We start from the raw sequence: 18,433 nt of genomic DNA on the forward strand, positions 1-18,433 counted from the left end.
AAAAGCCAGCGGAAAAACCGCTGGCTTTTGTTTTAGGTCTGGCCCATGATCTGACCGGTGTGGGTAATGTCGTATCCTCCCATACCTGCTATCTGCTCGCGGAAAGCTGCTGAACGGATAATGGCTAATAAGGTTTGGAAATGCGGCTTGTCCGCGTCCTCCTTGCGGATAACCAAATCATATCTTTCTTTTCTAAGCGGAATAAAGTCGATGTTAGCATTTTGCAGAGCTACTTTCTCAATACCTAATCCGACATCGGCCTCACCACGCGCAACAGTGCTGGCAATTGTGAGATGACTTGTCTCTTCGCGGGTATAGCCATTAATCAAGGCGGAATTAAGATCCAGTTTTCGTAGTTGCTCATCAAGTAATACTCTGGCACCTGAACCGCGTTCCCTGTTAATGAGTCGTAACTCAGGTTTGGCTAAATCATTCCAGTCGGTAATATCTAACGGATTATTTTTAGCGACATAAAATCCTGCAGTGCGATAGACAAGGTTGATAAGCAGCGCTCTATGGCCTGGTAACAGACTGCGAACATATGGAACATTGTACGTATCGGTGTCGCCATCCCAAAGATGTGCAGTTGCTACATTGGCGTTGCCTCGGTAGAGAGCAGTCAATCCGTCCATGCTGCCAGTATAGTTACGCAGAACGCTGATGTGTGGGAGCTCTTTTTCAAGATGCCTGGTGAGAATATCAAGAACAGTATCCTGTCCGCAGATGATAAAGCCACTATGACGGGGGGCTTCAGCCGGAGCGGAGGGCTGCGATATATTAGTCCCTTTTGATTTCTGAATATACATATCAAGATCAGGTGCCTCGACACGGACTTTGCGTCCGATATGGTAAGCTGCCAAGTCACCGCGTTTGATCATTTCATAAACTGTGAATTTGGAAATCTTTAAAATTTTTGCTACTTCTTCTGGTGTATAGGAAGCGTTTTCGCTCATAATTCCTCCAAAATTTTTAATAAATTTTCAAATATCCTCTTGCTAATATAATACAATGGATACTATAATAACACCATAGGTATTTTATATTTAGTTTTGTTCTGTTATGTTAGTTTTTGATTGATATATAACCAGAAGACTTTGTCGTTTGTACTAACTGTCGCTGCAATTTTATGTAATAGAGAACAATGCTGTTCAGCTAATGTAGTTATGTTTAATTATGTTAGTTCTTTTTGTTTTAAGGAGGGTTGTGATGTTGTTATGCAGGTCCTGGTAATTATGATGTGTAATAATGAAATCAGTATGCTGAGGAGGAGACCGGAATGAAAAAAATCGACAGGTTTAATAAGAAAGCATTGTTATTTTTTGTGGTGGTTTTGATTCTTGCAATTAATTTCGTTGCTGGCTGCGGTAGTACAAGCCAGGCACCCCAAACGCCGCCGGCGACTGCACAACAGCAGCCTGTTGAACTTACTATATCGGCTGCAGTTAGCCTTAAGGATGCTCTGACCGAAATTCAAAATAAATATCAGGCCAAAAACCCTAATGTTAAGCTAGTGTACAATCTTGGTGCCTCTGGTTCTCTCCAGAAACAAATTGAGCAGGGTGCCCCAGCAGATATCTTTATCTCTGCCGCTCCCAAACAAATGGATGAGCTTGAAGCTAAGAACCTGATCAATAAGGCTACCCGCAAAAATCTGGTAGAAAATAAGCTTGTCGTTGTGGTGCCCAAGGAATCAAAAATTGAGATCACTAACTTTGCGGACTTGGCTAAAGACAGTGTGCAAAAACTAGCCTTAGGTGAGACTGCAACTGTTCCGGCCGGGCAGTACGCCCAAGAAGCCTTGAATAAGCTTGGTGCATGGGATAAGGTTAAGGATAAGGTTGTTTTTGCGAAAGATGTCCGCACCGTACTTGCTTACGCTGAAACAGGAAATGTCGATGCCGGTATAGTATATAAAACTGATGCCTTATCCAGTGAAAAAGTCAAAATAACAGCAACAGCTCCAGAAGGTTCCCATAAGCCTGTCGTTTATCCGGCTGCCCTGCTAGCGGCTACTAAACAACCGAAAGCAGCTGAAGAGTTCTTGGCCTATCTCTATAGCAGTGAAAGCAAAGCTGTCTTTGAAAAATATGGCTTTGCAATGGGGAAATAAGGGGCAATATTATATTATATCATCGCGGTCTGCAGGATTTAGGTGTGAATGCCGGAGGCAGGCGTGTACAAAGGTGGAACTTAGATGATTGACTGGCAACCGGTTATACTTTCTATTAAGGTGGCATTCATGTCACTGGTGCTTGTATCAATATCCGGTATATCCCTCGCTTACCTCATGAGATACAGGGAATTTTCCGGAAAAGCAGTAATTGAAGCAGTGCTTATCATGCCATTAGTGTTACCTCCGGTTGTCACTGGATTTTTATTGCTGCTGCTGATTGGCAGGCAGGGGCCTTTAGGACGCTTGCTTAGCGAAACCCTCCATACACAAATTATCTTTACACCTTATGCGGCTATTCTTGCCGGAGCGGTGGTGGCTTTTCCACTTATGTATCAAAGTGCAAAGGCGGCTTTTCAGGGGGTGGACGTAACTCTTGAGGATGCAGCCAGAACTCTTGGCGCTAATGAATGGAGAGTGTTTTGGACGGTTACTATCCCGTTGGCTTGGCCAGGTCTAGTCGCCGGCTTGGTACTTTCTTTTTCACGGGCACTTGGTGAGTTTGGCGCCACCATTATGGTGGCGGGTAATATTCCAGGTAAGACACAGACACTGCCGCTTGCCATTTATTTCGCGGCTGAGTCCAATGACCTGACCCAGGCAGGTATATATGTGCTTATAATTAGTGCAATTACGTTTTCTGCAATATATGGGCTAAATATCTGGACTAAATCTCGGGGCGGAGCTTGGCCCACTAAGGGGTTGTTCTAATTGCTTTGTGTGGATATTAAGAAAAAATTGCCGGAATTCACTTTAGACATGCAATTCTCGGTTGAAAATAATATTGTCGTGCTATTTGGCCCCTCTGGTTGTGGTAAGACGACAACACTTCGCTGTATTGCTGGATTAATCAAGCCAGATGATGGGAAGATTGTTAACAATGGGCATACGTTCTTTTCGGCAGAGGAAAAGACCATTGTTCCTCCCCATCGCCGTAAGGTAGGCTATATGTTTCAGGAATTTGCCTTGTTTCCGCACATGAATGTGAGACAGAATATCTTGTATGGAGTTAAACGACGCGATCAAAGTGCAGAAGCTCTCTATAAAAGACTTCTAGGCCTACTGAAGATCGAACACTTGGCTGACCGTTTTACTGATAAACTGTCAGGTGGTGAGAAGCAGAGAGTGGCATTGGCTCGCGCGCTGATGGCAGAACCAGAAATCCTGCTTTTGGATGAACCGCTATCTGCGCTTGATAGTAATACTCGCTTCGAATTACAGGCAGAGCTAAAGCGGATGCAGAACCTATGGAAGATCCCATTTATACTTGTTACTCATGACCCGGAAGAGGCACGGTGTTTGGGTGACAAAGTGCTTTTCATCGAGAAAGGCAGGCAAGTAAGCAACTTTTAAAGGATGTTCCTTGAAAACTGCACAGGAGAAAGCAAAAGTGAATCCTCCAGTAATTATGGGGGATTTTTTATTTTTTAAACTCCGTCCTAATTCACAGAAAAAATAGTAATTTTATGAAAACTTGCTTGACAAGCAAGTTGTTCAAAGACATACTGAAGGTTAAGCTGAGATAATTTCTTGTCCTGTTAGAAAGTATAACTTTCCGTCTGGATAAGGGTAACATCGGCTTCCGCTTTCGCCAGAGGCTCGGCGCAAGCCGTGTTTTCTTTATGATGATTTCGGAAAAGTGGGGGGCTTTTGCTGTATCGTAATAATGAAAGATACGGCGTCTCAACAGACGATATCGAGCAGTGCACTAGTAGGGGAGATTGGGAAAAGTTATAGGTTGGAGGTTTCTTTATGAGCAGCAACTTACAAGCCATATTGGAAGATAATCCGGTTATCGCCGGGATAAAAAACGATGCCGGTTTAGAGGCGGTATTGGCTTCCGATTGTAAAATCGTTTTCATATTATACGGGAATATCTTGAACATTGGTGACATTGTAAAGAAAATAAAAGCCAGTGGAAAAATGTCTTTTATTAATGTGGATCTGCTTGAGGGGTTTTCTCACAAAGAGATTGTCGTTCAATACCTGAAAGAACACACGAAAGCCGATGGCATTCTCAGCTCTAAAGCATCCATGATCCGAGCTGCGAGGTTACAAGGATTTTACACCATTCACCGCTTCTTTTTAATTGATTCCTTTTCTTTTCATAATCTGGACAAGCAAATTGAAATCTCGCAACCTGACTGCATCGAAATTTTGCCGGGGTGTATGCCAAAAGTAATTTCCTGGGTAATTGAGAAATTTGACCTACCTGTCATTGCGGGTGGCTTAGTTTGTGAAAAAGACGATGTGGTTGCCGCACTGAAAGCCGGTGCTGTCGCCATTTCTTCGACCAACACAACGGTATGGAGTGTGTAGGATAAGGGCCCCGGAAAAGTGTGGGTTTACGCTTGGATGGGGCGGTCATTTAAAGAATATTTGGAAATGAACAAAAAGTCTTGACATTTTGTTAGGCTGTTTATATACTTAAAGCAATTACTAGAGTACAGAGGATAGTAATTTCCGCAAGGGAATATACTGTCCTCTGTATTTTTTTATGCAAACTATATTCTGCAAATAAATTCCGTCCAAAAATTCCTTTGCGGCGAGAGAGATAAAAAAGGGTTTAAAGTAAAAAGGAGGCAATAAGATCATGAGTATTGTGGATTTTTCAATGGATTATTTTTCGCTGAAAGGAAAAAATGCGATTGTCACCGGGGGAAACACCGGACTGGGGCAGGCCTTTGCTTTGGCATTGGCGAAAGCCGGGGCTAACCTTCTGATTCCAAGCTTTATGGAAGACGACGGTACAATAAAAACACTGATCGAAAATGAAGGCGTAAAAATGGAGTTCATGAAAATAGACATTACTGAGGCGGGGGCAGCTAAGAAAATCATTGACCACTGCGTCGATACGTTCGGCTCTATTGATATTTTGGTCAATAGTGCCGGCATTTGTAAGCTCGCTACCGTACTGGAATTTGGCAGACAAGAGTGGGATCCCATGATTGATGTAAATCTAACAGCTGCTTTTGAATTAAGTCATGAAGCGGCGAAGCGAATGATCCCCCAAAAAAGCGGCAAGATCATCAACATTTGTTCCCTGTTTTCCTTTCTGGGAGGGCAATGGTCGCCGGCTTACGCCGCGACAAAACACGCGTTGGCCGGATTTACCAAAGCGTATTGTGACGAACTGGGACAATACAACATTCAAGTCAACGGGATTGCACCGGGATATTATGCAACAGATATTACAAAACAGACTAGAAGCAATCCGGAAACCAACCAAAGGGTATTGGATCATATCCCGGCAAATCGATGGGGTGAAACACTGGATTTGATGGGGACGACGGTCTTTTTGGCCAGTAAAGCTTCGGACTATGTTAATGGCCATTTACTGGTGGTGGATGGCGGATACTTAGTCAGATAACTTGGAGTTAACAGTAAAGAACCGGTTTAAAAATAAAGTTAGTTTATATAGAGGAGCAGGATTGTAATGAAAATTACGCGGGAACAGATCATTAAAAGCCTAAATGACATTGTGGGAGACGAACGCGTCATTACCGATGAGCAAGTTTTAAAAACCAGCAGCATTGATCGCTTCCGAAAGTATGAAGACATCTGCGGCGTATACACCCAACCGATTCCAGCAGCAGTCGTTAAGGTCAAGAATACTGAACAAATAGCCAAAGTATTAAAGTTCATGAATGAAAATAAATTGAATGTTGTACCTAGGACCGGAGCGTCAGCTACTGAAGGCGGATTGGAAACTGCCGTGGAAAACTCGGTGGTTATTGATGGATCAGACATGAACGAAATCGTAAACATTGATCCCTATAATATGCTGATAACCGCTCAATGCGGGGTTTCCCTGCAAACCCTTGAAGATAGGTTGCGTGAACAGGGATATACAACAGGTCATTCTCCTCAATCAAAACCATTGGCGCAAATGGGGGGCTTAGTGGCAACCCGTAGCATTGGACAGTTCTCTACTCTCTATGGCGGGATTGAAGATATGGTTGTTGGCTTGGAAGCCGTGTTTCCCAATGGTGAAATCACAAGAATCAAGAATGTGCCCCGACGTGCCGCCGGCCCTGATATCCGCCATGTCATCATCGGGAGCGAAGGTGCCCTGTGCTTTATCACGGAAGTCACTGTCAAAATATTTAAGTACATGCCGGAAAACAATCTCTTCTATGGATATACGCTTGACAATATGAAGACAGGATTTGAAATACTGCGGCAAGTCATGGTGGAAGGCTACAAACCATCCATCGCCCGTTTGTATGACGTGGAAGACGGAGCTTTTCATTTTTCTCATTTTGCCGAAGATAAATGTGTATTGATATTCATGGCTGAAGGGCCGCGCGGAATTGCAGAAGTGACTGGCAAAGCGATTGAGGAGATTGTTGCCAAATATTCGGAATGCACCAAAGTCGACAGCAAATTGATTGAATGCTGGTTCGCGCATCTGAATTGGGGACCTGACAAAATTGCTCAGGAAAGAATTGAAATCATGGAAACCCACAATATCGGGTTCACAACAGAAGTATCGGGATGTTGGGGAGTAATCAACGAGATCTATGAAAACTGCGTGCAAAGAATCCGGGCGGAGGCGCCGGACATCACCATGGTAGGCGGACATTCCTCGCACAGTTATTTGAATGGGACAAATATGTATTTCGTTTACTACTATAATATTGTAGATTGCAAACCGGAGGAGGAAGTGACGAAATACCACAATCCCATCAATCAGATTATCGTTGAAGAAACCGTCCGGCTGGGCGGCTCAATCGTTCATCATCATGGCATAGGAAAAGCGAGAGCACCCTGGATTAAGGACGAATATCAATCATCCTATTATATCCTTGAAACATTGAAGCAAGCGTTTGATCCTAATGGAATTATGAATGCGGGCACCATTATTCCTCTAAATGCAAAATAGCATGGATATCCTGGTTTGTTTCAAAGTGGTGCCTGATTTGGACATGATGTCTGCGGGGGACTGGGTAGTAACTGGTCACTCGCAGGTGGATACGGGCTTTGTGCCAACCATACTCAATCCTTATGATGAGAGTGCTCTTGAATTGGGTCTAAAGCTCAAAGATTGCAGCAATGGGAATCAGGTGGATTTGAAATTGACCGCCTTAACTATTGGCACAAATCGATCCCATAAGGTGCTGAAAAACTTGATAGCGTTAAAGTATGATCATGGCGTAAGGGTGGACTGCGGCCTTGATCTTCGGTTTAATGCCTCAGCTGTTGCTGCAGTGATTCATCAATATATGAAAAATAAAAGCAATCATCAGGTGCTTCTTTGCGGGAGTCAGAGCAATGAAGGGGATAATGGAAAAACCCCGCTATTAGTGGCAGAAAGGCTGGGGGTTCCTTGTATCACCGCCGTAATCAATGTCAAGTTGTCAGAACAACAGGGATGCTTGGATGTTACCTCCACGATTGATGACTGGGTGATTGCGCAGACGGTTAAGCCGCCCGTTGTATTGGTAGTGGGAAATGCTCCGAATACCTATATCAGAGTTCCCACCCTGAAGGACAAAATGAATTCTTCCCACAAGGAAGTGGAAGTGTACTCTCTTAAGGATTTTGGCATGGAAGAACAGGCGCTTGAAGTGGCAAATGACGTTGAAATCATTGAACTGTTCCAGGAACGGCAGGAGCGAAGTGGCGTGTTCATCCAAGGCCGGACTTCAGCGGAAAAAGCAGATGTGTTCTATGAAGAATACTTAATGAAGCGAGTCAAGACATGAAAACGGCGATTGTATTTAGCGGCAGCCTGCAATCCATTATCAGGCAAGCAGCGGAATTAAACGGTTATATCAGCCGAAACCTTTCCTACACTGAGGAAATGGAAGCCTGGATTGTATCGGCTCAAGAGATTGATGTAAAAACCATTGGCTTTTCACATCAGATTACGTGTGTAAAGTTAGCAAGAGTTCGAACCAATCATGTGGCCGAAGAATATCTGGAAGCGATAACCAAGATATATGAATGTACCAAGCCGCAAATCCTGGTATTTGGCAGTGACTGGTTTGCCTCGAGTCTGGCGGTGCGAACCGCCTATCGGTTAAAAGGCGCTTCGTGCATAGGTGTAAAAAGCAGCCAGGATGATGACGGGTGTCTTTTGGTTGAAAAGGCGGTTTATTCCAATCACCTGACGGCAAAATTGCGAATTAGAAGCAGTCCGTTCTGCCTTTCGATTGCAAAAGGGTTTAAAGAAAAACCGGAATTGGCGGCGGAGCCACCAGAAGTGGAAAGGTTTGCACTTGGCTCTTCGCTCCGCACAGATTGGCTGCTAGGGTATCGGTGCGAGCAGACGGAAACCCCTGAGGGGTTAACTACGGCCAAAATCGTTATTGCCGTAGGCAAAGGTGTTGGCAGCAAGGAACAAATCCCATTGCTGGAAGAACTGACAAAACATTTAGGGGGAGAGCTGGGGGCAAGCCGTCCTGTTGTCATGAATGCCTGGCTGGGCATGGATCGTCTTATTGGCGCATCAGGGTCGATTCTCTCACCGGAGGTATGTATTGTAATCGGTGCTTCGGGAGCGGCGGCATTTACTGTGGGGATAGAAAAAAGTAAGCTCATTGTCGCCGTGAATCATGATGAGAAAGCACCAATATTCAAAATGGCGGATGTGGCGATTTGCGTTGATTATCAGGAATTTGTCGATGAACTGATCAAACGCTTACACGCAGAATAATAGAGTGGTGATACGATGACGACAGAAGGCATTCAGCCCTTCGAGGCAAGATTTGAAGACTATCTGGGTGATGAGTCCAAAATGACAGGGCAAGCGGTCAGTATTTCTTTTCCAGAAACCCAAGAGGCTGTTAGGGCGATCGTCCGGGAAATGGCAGGCAATTCCATACCCATCACCGTACAAGGCGGTAAAACCGGTATTTGCGGTGGAGCGGTACCGTTGTCCGGGCATATCCTGAATTTGTCTTGCATGAATAGAATCCTGGGTCTTCGCAAAACCGGCGGAGAATATTTTCTTAGAGTACAGGCTGGAGTACGGCTAGACGAATTAAAAAAGCAGCTTTATAAAAAAAGCTTTGAAACACAAGGCTGGGATGAAGAATCATTAGCAGCACTGGCGGCGTTTAAGCAGGATAATGCCTATTTTTGGCCGCCGGAGCCGACAGAGACTTCGGCAACCATTGGGGGTATTCTCGCAACAAATGCCCAAGGAATATGCGGGTATCTGTACGGGGACACAAGGCAATACGTGGAGGAAATAGTCCTGATTGATGGCCGGGGCAGTGCAATTACTGTACCCAGAGGGGAGCACAAGATCCATGATCCAGAGTGGATATTACCAGCTTCTGAATCCTTTGCAGTGAATCCAGAGCTTTTGAAATTGCCGCAGGATGCTGATAGGATAGACCTTTATCTGGGCAGTGAGGGCATGTACGGAATTATTGTCGAGGCCACACTGCGCTTGACGAAACGTCCCCGGGAGATATGGGGCGTGGGATTCTTTGCTGAATTACAGGATAACCTTTTCCGGTTCGCGGAAGAATTGAGGCGTGCAGTCTATAAAGAAGGAACGGCTGCCATTGCCGCCATTGAATATATGGATAAGACGACCCTGGATCATATCCGGGAATTGAAGAAAGTCGCTGCCAAGCTGCAGGGGCTGCCGCCAGTCGATGAAAAGTACGCTGGGATGATCTATATCGAACTCCATGGGGAACAGGAGGGCGATATTGAAACGATTGCGGAAAGACTGATGGAGTTAGCGGGTAAATGTGGTTGTGATGAAGAGTTCACCTGGGCCTTATCTGGGGCACAAGACATTGAAAAAATGAGGGCTTATCGGCATGCCGCTCCGGAGTCAATTAATATAGCATTGGAGAAAGCGAGACGATTGGATCCGAAAATCACGAAGCTATCTACCGATATTACGATGTCAAAACAGAATTTCGGTGATCTCCTTACTCTGTATCAACAAGACGCAAAGGACTGCGGGGTCGAATTTGCCATATTCGGACATGTGGCCGGCAATCATGTGCACGTAAACTTTCTTCCGAAAAACTATGAGGAATATCTCGCCGGTAAAAAGCTCATTGAGAAGTGGACCATCTGCTCCGCCTGGGACGGGGGCGTTGTTTTCAGCGAACATGGTGTAGGTAAACTAAAAAAAGAATTATTTCAATTGGTAACCGATCATAAGGTCTTAAGTCATATTCGCAAGATCAAAAACGCAATGGACCCGACAAATGTGCTGAATGCGGGCAATTGGTTTGATTAGGTATCGGTATGTAAGGTGCAAAAAGACAGTTGTGACTTTAGATAGAAGGGCGGAAGCTAAGATAATGAAAAAGAAGTACATCATCGGCATCGATGGAGGGTCGCAAAGTTCCAAGGTGATCATTTTCGATCTGGAAGGGAATATTGTTTGCGAAGGTAAGCAAAATTTGCAACCCATGAGTTTGCCCGCGCCGGGCATTGTAGAACATCCGGATGATGATTTGTGGGATTCAATTGTCGTTGCAAGCAAGCAGGCGATGAGTCGCTTTTCCGGAAACAAGGAAGACATTATTGGCATAGGTCTGTGCACGATTCGTTTTTGCCGGGTGTTACTAAAAGAGGATGGCACCTTGGCTTCGCCCGCGATGAGCTGGATGGATGAAAGAGTGTCCAGACCCTATGAGCATATTAATCCTTTAGTTAAGTATGTTACCACTACGTCAGGCTATATAACTCATCGCTTAACTGGGGAATTCCATGATACGGCTGGCAATTATCAAGGGCAATGGCCTATTGATACCGATACCTGGCAATGGAGTGAAGATCCCGAAGTCATAAGGAAGATGAATATTCCCCGGGGAATGCTATTTCAGCTAAAGATGCCGGGAACCATTTTGGGTCAAATGACAGAAAAAGCAGCGCAGATCACTGGTCTTCCCGCTGGCATTCCGGTAGTCGCAACGGCTAATGACAAAGCAGTTGAGGCCTTAGGTGCCGGGTCACTGGCGGAAAATACGGCGCTTATTTCTTTGGGTACGTATATTGCCTCGATGGTGCACGGTCATGAAAACCCGAAGGATACAATGCATTTTTGGACGAACTTTGCCTCAATTCCCCATCGTTATCTCTATGAAAGCTATGGTATTCGCAGAGGAATGTGGACCGTCAGCTGGTTTAAAAATCTTTTGGGCGATGATATCTCAATAAAAGCGGCAGCACTCAAGATTACAGAAGAAGAATACTTGAATCAGGAAGCACAAAAAATTCCTGCAGGCAGTGAGGGGTTAATGACGGTCTTGGACTGGTTGGCACCTGTTCATGAGCCGTATAAAAAAGGGTTGATGATTGGTTTTGATGCCCGCCATGGTGGTGCACATATGTATCGGTCCATTTTAGAAGCTATCGCATTAACCATGAAAAATCGTGCAGATGCGATGTGTGCGGAATTATGTATCAAACTGGATCATATCATTATTTCCGGCGGCGGTTCTAATAGCAGTTTGTTCATGCAGATCTTTGCCGATGTTTTTGGAATTCCGGCTTCCAGAAACATAGTAAACGGCTCAGCCAGCTTAGGTTCGGCTATTTGCGCGGCCGTTGCGGTGGGCGCGTATGATCAGTATCAAACAGCCACTGAAAAAATGGTGAAGATCAGGGATACCTTCCAACCTGATAAAACAAACACAGACCTCTATAAAAGAATGAACGACGAGGTATACAAGCATATTACCGCTTATACTGATGAGGTATTAAAGAAATCCTACCCGATTTTTCGTTAATCAAAATAGGCAGTGCGCTGAAGCTGTTATGTGATGAATATTTTGAAATAAGTCTGCTAGTTCATTGAAACAATATGTCATGTGTTTGCAGGACAAAAAGGGGAGGAAATATAATGGGAAACATCAGACCACTTGCGTTTTGGCCTCCAGTAATTCTTTTTATTGCTGCATGCGCGTACAACTTCGTTGACAAAGCCGGTTTTGGTAAAATGATCAATGAATCAAACAAATGGTTAATGAGCAATTTTGCCTGGGCTTTTTGCTTAGGTGTTTTGGTAATGCTTGGTGTCATCATTTTCGTTATGTGTTCCAAGTTCGGTGATGTGAGAATCGGCGGAAAAGATGCCGCTCCGATGCTTGACGACTGGCGTTATTTTTCTATAACCTTGACCAGCATCATTGCCATCGGTATTTTGTTTTGGGCTACAGCAGAGCCGCTGTACCATCTAACAGATCCACCGAAGTCTCTCAATATTGCGAAGAATAGTCCGGAAGCGGCAGTATTTGCCATGTCGACACTGTTCATACATTGGGGATTCCTCCCTCTGGCAATCTATGCCGTACCTTCCATAATGTTTGCTTTCGCCTACTATAACATGAAAAAGCCTTACAGTCTTGGTTCAACCCTCACCCCTGTCTTTGGCGACAAGGTGCTCGGCAAATGGGCGCAGGGAATTGACGCAGTCTGTATGTATGCATTGATCGCCGGTATGGCGGCTTGCCTGGGCGCAGGAGTTCTATCAATCGCAGGCGGACTCAACAAACTCACGGGAGTCCAGACTGGTGCGTTCCTCTGGGCAGTAGTTGATGCCGCAGTAGTTTTGACCTTCGTGCTATCTTCGATTACCGGTCTTTTCAACGGAATCAAAAGGCTATCGGAAATTAACTCCATCGTGTTCTTTGCCATGGCGATATTCGTATTTGTCCTTGGCCCGACCGCATTTATGCTAAATCTTGGCGTGGAAGCATTTGCTAATCATTTGCAGACCTTCTTTGCCAAAGCGGCATTTACAGGTGCAGCAGCAGGCGACCCCTGGGCGGGCTGGTGGACCATATTCTACTGGTGCAACTGGCTGGCATGGGCGCCGGTATCGGGGATGTTCCTGGGCAAGATTTCCTATGGGCATACCATTAGAAAGGCTCTGACTGTTCAGTTTATCCTTCCGGCCTTGTTTGACATCTTATGGATGGTCATATTTGGCGGAGCCGCCATATATAGCGAACTTCACGGCGGCAAGCTGATGGAAGCCATGGCTAAGGGGACCGAGTTTTCGGTGTACGCTTTTCTGGATCAATACCCTCTTGCTTTGATTACTACGACCATATTCGTATTTTGCATGTTCTTGTCGTATGTAACAGGTTCTGACGCTTACACAACGACTCTTGGCGGTATGAGCACGACTGGTATTTCTCCTGCCGACCCGGAACCGTCCATGAGCATTAAAGTTGTCTGGGGCGTAATCATCGGAGTTGTGACATATGTGATGATCTCTACTGCAGGTGTGGATGGAATCAAGATGTTGTCTAACCTTGGCGGTGGACCGGCACTGATTCTTGAACTGCTGATCAGTTACGGTCTGGTAAAGGTTGCCCTTAACCCGAGCTATTACGATACCTTCAAAAATGACTATCATGCCGATGGAAGTCCGATCAAATCGAAAACCAAGAAGGCACTGATGTCTGAAGAAGCGGTCATTGAGGCGTATCATGGCAAACCGACAATTAAAGGATAAGTAAAAGCCGGTTGATGTACATCGAGGACGCCTCCCTTGCCCACAATAGTCCATGAAAAATAATCTTAATTTCACTGTGTGTAATATGTAACGGCGGCACCACGGTCAATTCCGGGGTGTCGCCGTTGGTGCGGACTTGGCAGCAAAAAACATTATACTATGGAGGATAATTTAGCAACGATCTAGTATTTATTAACAGGCGTTACAATGAGGCAACTTTCGGATGTAATACTATAATGTAAGGTATCTAGAAAGAGGGGCGGACTGTGTGAAGGAATCTAAGAATGTGTCAACTGATACTAGCCAGCTGAGCAAAGAAACATTATTAAAAATTCTAGATAATTCTTATGATGCTATTTTTGCGACTGATGGAAAAGGTGTGACCATTTATGCAAACAAAGCCTGTGAAAAGTATTTTGGGATCAAACCAAGCGATGTTATTGGCATAGATTCATGGCAATTTATGGAGAAGGTAGGTTGTTATCCACCGACTGCCCCTATTACACTTCATAGCAGGGATAAACATACACTCGAACAAACGACGCGGACTGGTGCCAAAATGTTGGTAACCAATAACCCTATCTATGATCAGGGTGGAAACATTGAATTATTGGTACAGAACTGCCGGGATGTCAAACAATTAGAAGATACAAAGCGGGATTTAGAACAGACAAAAGAATTACTGGCGCGGATGCAAGACGAGGTTGTGGCCTTAAGAAAAAAGGAACTTCGGAATGTTACGCTAGTGGCTAACAGCAGCCAAATGCAAGAATTGCTGCAATTGGTAGATAGAGTGGCTGCTGTAGATATTAATATTTTAATATTGGGCGAAACAGGAACAGGTAAGAGTGCCCTTGCCAAGCATATCCATAAGAGTAGTTCACGGAAAGATGGCCCATTTATTAGTATCAATTGTGCGGCCATTCCGGATGAACTGATCGAGTCTGAGTTGTTTGGGTATATGGCAGGAGCTTTTACCGGTGCACTGCAAAAGGGTAAGACAGGCCTTGTTGAACTAGCTGACGGGGGCACATTGTTTTTGGATGAAATAGCGGAATTGCCACTGCGTCTGCAGGGGAAGATTTTGAGTGTTATCCAGGAAAGACGCTTTATTCCTGTCGGAGGTCGTCAAGAGAAAGAGACAGATTGCCGGATAATTTCGGCTACAAATAGAAATATTGAAGATATGATAGAGCAGGGAAGCTTTCGCGAAGATCTATATTATCGGCTTAATGTTATTGAAATGGAATTACGGCCGCTGCGTGAGCGGCCTGATGATACCATGGCGCTTATCTATTACTTTTTAAATCAATTTAACAAAAAATATAAGAAGGAACATAGCATATCTCCGGAGTGCCGGGATATTTTGCTTGATTATTCATGGCCGGGAAATATTAGGGAACTTGAAAATATGATTGAGCGACTTGTCGTGGTTGTTGAGGATTCTGTCATTAATGTTTGTCATTTACCTAAAGTCTTTTCTGAGGCATTTTCAAAAAAAATACAGCTATTAGAAGTGGCTGAACCGCAAGCAAGTGCATTAGATACGGCCGTTATTCAGGTGGAACGTAAAATGGTTGTAGAAGCGTTCCGTAAATACGGCAGCTCCCGTAAGGTTGCGCATGCACTTAATATCAGCCAGAGCAGAGCCCACAGGCTGATTGAAAAATATTGTAATTATAGTGAAACTATCTCTAATAGCCAAGGTATTCACGATTAAGTGTGAAGCGTAAATGAATCGGTCTGGTTTCGAATATGAATCAAAATCGTTAGGAAATACATCGATTAAACAGAATATCTCAGTAGGCTATTATCTGAATCTTAATAATAGTAGGTTGAATGAATGCTAAGAAACCAAGGGGTTTCCTAGCATTTTTCTTTTTCTCCCTTTTTTTTCTGCTTAATTATTAAAAGTGGCACGGATCATGCATTAGTAATAGACATCAGGAATTAATAAAACCATTATTTTTCAGAGTATAACTCTTTTGTATTCTTGGAGGTGGTAAGCCTAGTTTGTAGCAGACCAGTTGACTAGAAGCTTTTTAAATTAAGATGTTACGATGAAATAAGAGGAGGTAGTTGGTATGAGTGATTTAAAAAAAATAGCAGAAGCAGTATTTGAGGGTGATTATGAAACTGTTCATGATCTTACCCAACAAGCGATAGATGGTGGCGTGCCTGCTATGGAAATTGTGAGCAATGGCTTGCTGGCAGGTATGGATATTGTAGCACCTAAGTTCAAATCTGGAGAAATGTTTATTCCAGAGGTTATGATGTCAGCTAAAGCGTTAGCAGAAGGCCTGAAATTGGTAAAACCGTTACTTTCGACAGACGAATCGGACGGAATGGCTACTTTCTTGATGGCCACGGTAAAAGGAGACTTGCATGACATCGGCAAGAACCTGGTTGTCATGATTATGGAAAGCGGCGGATTCAATGTAGTTGATTTGGGGATTGACGTGTCGCCAGAACAGTTTGTTGAAGGCATTAAAAAACATAAGCCGCAAATTGTCGGTATGTGTGCTTTGTTAACAACCACCATGATGGCCATGAAGGAAACAATTGATGCCATTACTGAAGCGGGGCTAAGGGATAGCGTGAAGATTTTGGTTGGCGGTGCGCCGCTGTATCCTGAGTTCGCTGAAAAGATTGGTGCTGACGGTTATTGTGTTGATGCAGTTGCCTGCAAGGAAATGGCTGCGGCACTGGTGGCAAAAAAGTAAACTGGGGGAATAGCGTTGGTAATCGTAGGCGAATTAATTAATACCAGCCGTAAGGCCATTGGAGAAGCAGTAGAAAAGAGAGACGCCCAGTATATCCAGCAAGTAGCGATAGAACAGGCCGAAGCTGGTGCAAGTTATATTGATGTTAACTGTGGTAATAAGGTGTTTGAAGAGCTTGAGAACATGAGGTGGCTGGTAAATACCATTCAGGAAGTTGTACAAGTCCCATTATGTATTGACAGTCCTAATCCAGAAGCTTTAGAAGCCGGGCTTGCTTTGGTCAAGCACGGGACACCCATGATTAATTCCATCACAGATGAAGGACCACGCTTTGATGCCGTCCTCCCATTGGTGCAAAAATATAAAGCCAAGATCGTAGCTTTGTGCATGGATGATCAGGGTATGCCTGATACAGCGGATGACCGTTTACGGGTCGTAAAAAACCTCTATGCGAAATTGACAGCGGCTGGCGTCAAGGATGAGGACATCTATTTTGATCCCCTGGTCAAGCCTGTTAGTAGTGTGGGGACAGCCGGTGTGGAAGTGCTGGAAACTATAAGAATGATCAAACAGCAGTATCCGGGAGTTCACTTTATGTGCGGACTCAGTAATGTGTCTTACGGATTACCAAATCGTAAATACCTAAACCGGTTGTTTGTATCCCAAACTATGGCGGCCGGTATGGATGGATATATTCTGAATCCAACTGACAAGGGTATGATGGGCCTTATTTACGCAGCGAAAACACTGCTGGGGCAGGATGACTATTGTATGGGCTATATCAAAGCCCACCGCAAAGGGTTCTATCCGGAATAGTCGTAAAAATAAAAATATTTAACAATTATTGAGGGGGAAATAACAAATGGAAAATATGGAGTATTTAAAAGAAAAGCCGATAGCGGTACTTGGTGCCGGCGCTGTAGGTAAAGCCATTGCAGGGGATTGTGCCTTAGGTGGAGCCAAAGTTCGTATTTGCGATCTGCCGCCGTTTGCTGAAAAAACTTTATTCGGAATTAAAGAATCAGGAATTAAATTCTTCGGCGACCAACTGAATCTGTATGGTTTTGAGCGGAACGGTAATGCGCAAATGGAGCTGGTTACTACTGATGTAGCTGAGGCTGTGAAGGGGGCAGGGCTGGTAGTGGTAGCTACTCCCTGTGCAGGACATGTACCATTTTTCAAAAAGTTAATACCAGCTCTGGAAGATGGTATGGTAATCCACATTTTCCCTGACAACTATGGTTCTTTGATTTTGAGAAAAATGATGCGGGAAGCAGGCTGCACCAAGAAGGTTATTATCGGCGGGTGGTCTAGCTCTACCTATGGCAGCCGCGTAGAAATTAAGGGCGGAGTCATTCTTCCTAAGATTCGTGTTTATTACCGGGCAATCACTTTAAGGGGAGCAGCTCTGCCAGCTTGTGATACTGAAGCATTCCTTGAAAGCTCAAAATATCTGCCATCAATGGATGCTGTAACAAAGGGCCAGGGCGCAGTTGCCGGCGATACCGTAATGGATACCGGTTTTAGTAATGTTAATCCAGTACTTCACTGCCCGGGAACTATCTTAGGCGTAGGCGTTATGGAAAACTTTGGCGTGATTTTTGGAGAGGACAAATACAAATATAGTATTTACTCCCATGCTTATTGTCCGTCGATTTCTGAGGTACAATACTCCTTCTATAAAGAGGAATGCAACTTGGCTGAAGCTATGGGTGTTGGGATTCAGCCGTACAAGAAGGAACAATTCTTCTCCCGGGAAAATGTGTTAGGGGCAGAATATATGGGTGAGGATTATGTTATTCCGTTTGAGCAACAAGATCCGATTCAGTTTGGCACCGGCCCGTTTACCATGGAAAACAGATATATTACTGAAGATATTCCTGTAGGCTGCCATGTGTATCATGAGCTCGGTAAAAAGTTCGGTGTCAAAACCCCGGTAATTGATTCGATGATTAATCTTGCATCAGCAATATTGAACAGAGATTTCTATCAACTAGGCTACACACTGGATTATCTGGGTATCGGCCATATGAACAAAGAAGAAATGAACGCTTATCTGCGTGAAGGCGTTTGCAAATAAGAATAGGGCTCAAT

General features: G+C 44.3%; 16 protein-coding genes. 15 read left to right on the forward strand and 1 reads right to left on the reverse strand.

The window, feature by feature from the left end:
• Positions 1 to 32: 32 nt before the first annotated feature.
• On the reverse strand, positions 33 to 953 hold the full coding sequence (locus B9A22_RS21865) for a substrate-binding domain-containing protein (RefSeq protein ID WP_084578071.1): 921 nt from the start codon (positions 951 to 953) through the stop codon (positions 33 to 35).
• A 323-nt stretch (positions 954 to 1,276) separates the two neighbouring features.
• Here B9A22_RS21865 and modA point away from each other — a divergent pair, with 323 nt between their 5' ends.
• From modA to B9A22_RS21940, 15 genes are all read left to right on the forward strand, one after another.
• Positions 1,277 to 2,110: a molybdate ABC transporter substrate-binding protein gene (modA, locus tag B9A22_RS21870; protein ID WP_084578072.1), complete on the forward strand. Its 834-nt coding sequence runs from the start codon at positions 1,277 to 1,279 to the stop codon at positions 2,108 to 2,110.
• A gap of 84 nt (positions 2,111 to 2,194) precedes the next feature.
• Positions 2,195 to 2,881: a molybdate ABC transporter permease subunit gene (gene modB / locus B9A22_RS21875; RefSeq protein WP_084578073.1), complete on the forward strand. Its 687-nt coding sequence runs from the start codon at positions 2,195 to 2,197 to the stop codon at positions 2,879 to 2,881.
• Positions 2,882 to 2,890: 9 nt separating this feature from the next.
• Positions 2,891 to 3,523, forward strand: a complete 633-nt coding sequence (locus B9A22_RS21880) for an ATP-binding cassette domain-containing protein (RefSeq protein WP_245824101.1) — start codon at positions 2,891 to 2,893, stop codon at positions 3,521 to 3,523.
• A 399-nt stretch (positions 3,524 to 3,922) separates the two neighbouring features.
• Positions 3,923 to 4,489 (forward strand): glycerol-3-phosphate responsive antiterminator, encoded by a 567-nt coding sequence (locus B9A22_RS21885; protein WP_084578075.1) that lies wholly within the window; start codon positions 3,923 to 3,925, stop codon positions 4,487 to 4,489.
• A gap of 274 nt (positions 4,490 to 4,763) precedes the next feature.
• Positions 4,764 to 5,540: an SDR family NAD(P)-dependent oxidoreductase gene (locus tag B9A22_RS21890; RefSeq protein ID WP_176215645.1), complete on the forward strand. Its 777-nt coding sequence runs from the start codon at positions 4,764 to 4,766 to the stop codon at positions 5,538 to 5,540.
• Positions 5,541 to 5,606: 66 nt separating this feature from the next.
• Positions 5,607 to 7,055: an FAD-binding oxidoreductase gene (locus B9A22_RS21895; protein WP_084578076.1), complete on the forward strand. Its 1,449-nt coding sequence runs from the start codon at positions 5,607 to 5,609 to the stop codon at positions 7,053 to 7,055.
• Positions 7,045 to 7,878: an electron transfer flavoprotein subunit beta/FixA family protein gene (locus tag B9A22_RS21900; RefSeq protein ID WP_084578077.1), complete on the forward strand. Its 834-nt coding sequence runs from the start codon at positions 7,045 to 7,047 to the stop codon at positions 7,876 to 7,878. Before B9A22_RS21895 ends, B9A22_RS21900 begins: the two co-directional genes overlap by 11 nt.
• A complete protein-coding gene (locus B9A22_RS21905) occupies positions 7,875 to 8,831 on the forward strand; it encodes an electron transfer flavoprotein subunit alpha/FixB family protein (RefSeq protein ID WP_084578078.1) in 957 nt (318 codons plus the stop codon). The genes B9A22_RS21900 and B9A22_RS21905 overlap by 4 nt, the downstream gene beginning before the upstream one ends.
• A 15-nt stretch (positions 8,832 to 8,846) precedes the next feature.
• Positions 8,847 to 10,385 carry an FAD-binding oxidoreductase gene (locus tag B9A22_RS21910; protein ID WP_084578079.1) on the forward strand — a complete coding sequence of 513 codons (1,539 nt, stop codon included), beginning with the start codon at positions 8,847 to 8,849 and terminating at the stop codon, positions 10,383 to 10,385.
• 64 nt (positions 10,386 to 10,449) lie between these two features.
• Complete coding sequence (locus B9A22_RS21915; RefSeq protein WP_084578080.1) at positions 10,450 to 11,883, forward strand: FGGY-family carbohydrate kinase; 1,434 nt, start codon at positions 10,450 to 10,452, stop codon at positions 11,881 to 11,883.
• A 113-nt stretch (positions 11,884 to 11,996) separates the two neighbouring features.
• Positions 11,997 to 13,616 (forward strand): BCCT family transporter, encoded by a 1,620-nt coding sequence (locus B9A22_RS21920; protein ID WP_084578081.1) that lies wholly within the window; start codon positions 11,997 to 11,999, stop codon positions 13,614 to 13,616.
• A 268-nt stretch (positions 13,617 to 13,884) separates the two neighbouring features.
• Positions 13,885 to 15,336 (forward strand): sigma-54 interaction domain-containing protein, encoded by a 1,452-nt coding sequence (locus tag B9A22_RS21925; RefSeq protein ID WP_217806018.1) that lies wholly within the window; start codon positions 13,885 to 13,887, stop codon positions 15,334 to 15,336.
• 364 nt (positions 15,337 to 15,700) lie between these two features.
• Complete coding sequence (locus B9A22_RS21930; RefSeq protein ID WP_084578082.1) at positions 15,701 to 16,339, forward strand: cobalamin B12-binding domain-containing protein; 639 nt, start codon at positions 15,701 to 15,703, stop codon at positions 16,337 to 16,339.
• Between the two features lie 15 nt (positions 16,340 to 16,354).
• The gene (locus B9A22_RS21935) at positions 16,355 to 17,155 is read left to right on the forward strand and encodes a methyltetrahydrofolate cobalamin methyltransferase (protein WP_084578083.1); all 801 of its coding nucleotides are present in this window, start codon (positions 16,355 to 16,357) and stop codon (positions 17,153 to 17,155) included.
• A 46-nt stretch (positions 17,156 to 17,201) separates the two neighbouring features.
• Positions 17,202 to 18,419, forward strand: coding sequence for an NAD/NADP-dependent octopine/nopaline dehydrogenase family protein (locus B9A22_RS21940; RefSeq protein ID WP_084578084.1), 1,218 nt, complete (start codon positions 17,202 to 17,204; stop codon positions 18,417 to 18,419).
• Positions 18,420 to 18,433: the final 14 nt, after the last annotated feature.

Origin of the sequence: Sporomusa malonica, from assembly GCF_900176355.1 — a bacterium.
Classification (GTDB): Bacteria; Bacillota; Negativicutes; order Sporomusales; family Sporomusaceae; genus Sporomusa; species Sporomusa malonica.

What these genes read in the sequence shown, in the direction of transcription:
- B9A22_RS21890 (WP_176215645.1), top strand. Translation starts at nt 4,764, where the DNA reads ATGAGTATTGTGGATTTTTCAATGGATTATTTTTCGCTGAAAGGAAAA.
- B9A22_RS21910 (WP_084578079.1), top strand. Translation starts at nt 8,847, where the DNA reads ATGACGACAGAAGGCATTCAGCCCTTCGAGGCAAGATTTGAAGACTAT.
- B9A22_RS21885 (WP_084578075.1), top strand. Translation starts at nt 3,923, where the DNA reads ATGAGCAGCAACTTACAAGCCATATTGGAAGATAATCCGGTTATCGCC.
- modA (WP_084578072.1), top strand. Translation starts at nt 1,277, where the DNA reads ATGAAAAAAATCGACAGGTTTAATAAGAAAGCATTGTTATTTTTTGTG.
- B9A22_RS21900 (WP_084578077.1), top strand. Translation starts at nt 7,045, where the DNA reads ATGCAAAATAGCATGGATATCCTGGTTTGTTTCAAAGTGGTGCCTGAT.
- B9A22_RS21930 (WP_084578082.1), top strand. Translation starts at nt 15,701, where the DNA reads ATGAGTGATTTAAAAAAAATAGCAGAAGCAGTATTTGAGGGTGATTAT.
- B9A22_RS21905 (WP_084578078.1), top strand. Translation starts at nt 7,875, where the DNA reads ATGAAAACGGCGATTGTATTTAGCGGCAGCCTGCAATCCATTATCAGG.
- B9A22_RS21865 (WP_084578071.1), bottom strand. Translation starts at nt 953, where the DNA reads ATGAGCGAAAACGCTTCCTATACACCAGAAGAAGTAGCAAAAATTTTA.
- B9A22_RS21895 (WP_084578076.1), top strand. Translation starts at nt 5,607, where the DNA reads ATGAAAATTACGCGGGAACAGATCATTAAAAGCCTAAATGACATTGTG.
- B9A22_RS21915 (WP_084578080.1), top strand. Translation starts at nt 10,450, where the DNA reads ATGAAAAAGAAGTACATCATCGGCATCGATGGAGGGTCGCAAAGTTCC.
- B9A22_RS21920 (WP_084578081.1), top strand. Translation starts at nt 11,997, where the DNA reads ATGGGAAACATCAGACCACTTGCGTTTTGGCCTCCAGTAATTCTTTTT.
- modB (WP_084578073.1), top strand. Translation starts at nt 2,195, where the DNA reads ATGATTGACTGGCAACCGGTTATACTTTCTATTAAGGTGGCATTCATG.
- B9A22_RS21940 (WP_084578084.1), top strand. Translation starts at nt 17,202, where the DNA reads ATGGAAAATATGGAGTATTTAAAAGAAAAGCCGATAGCGGTACTTGGT.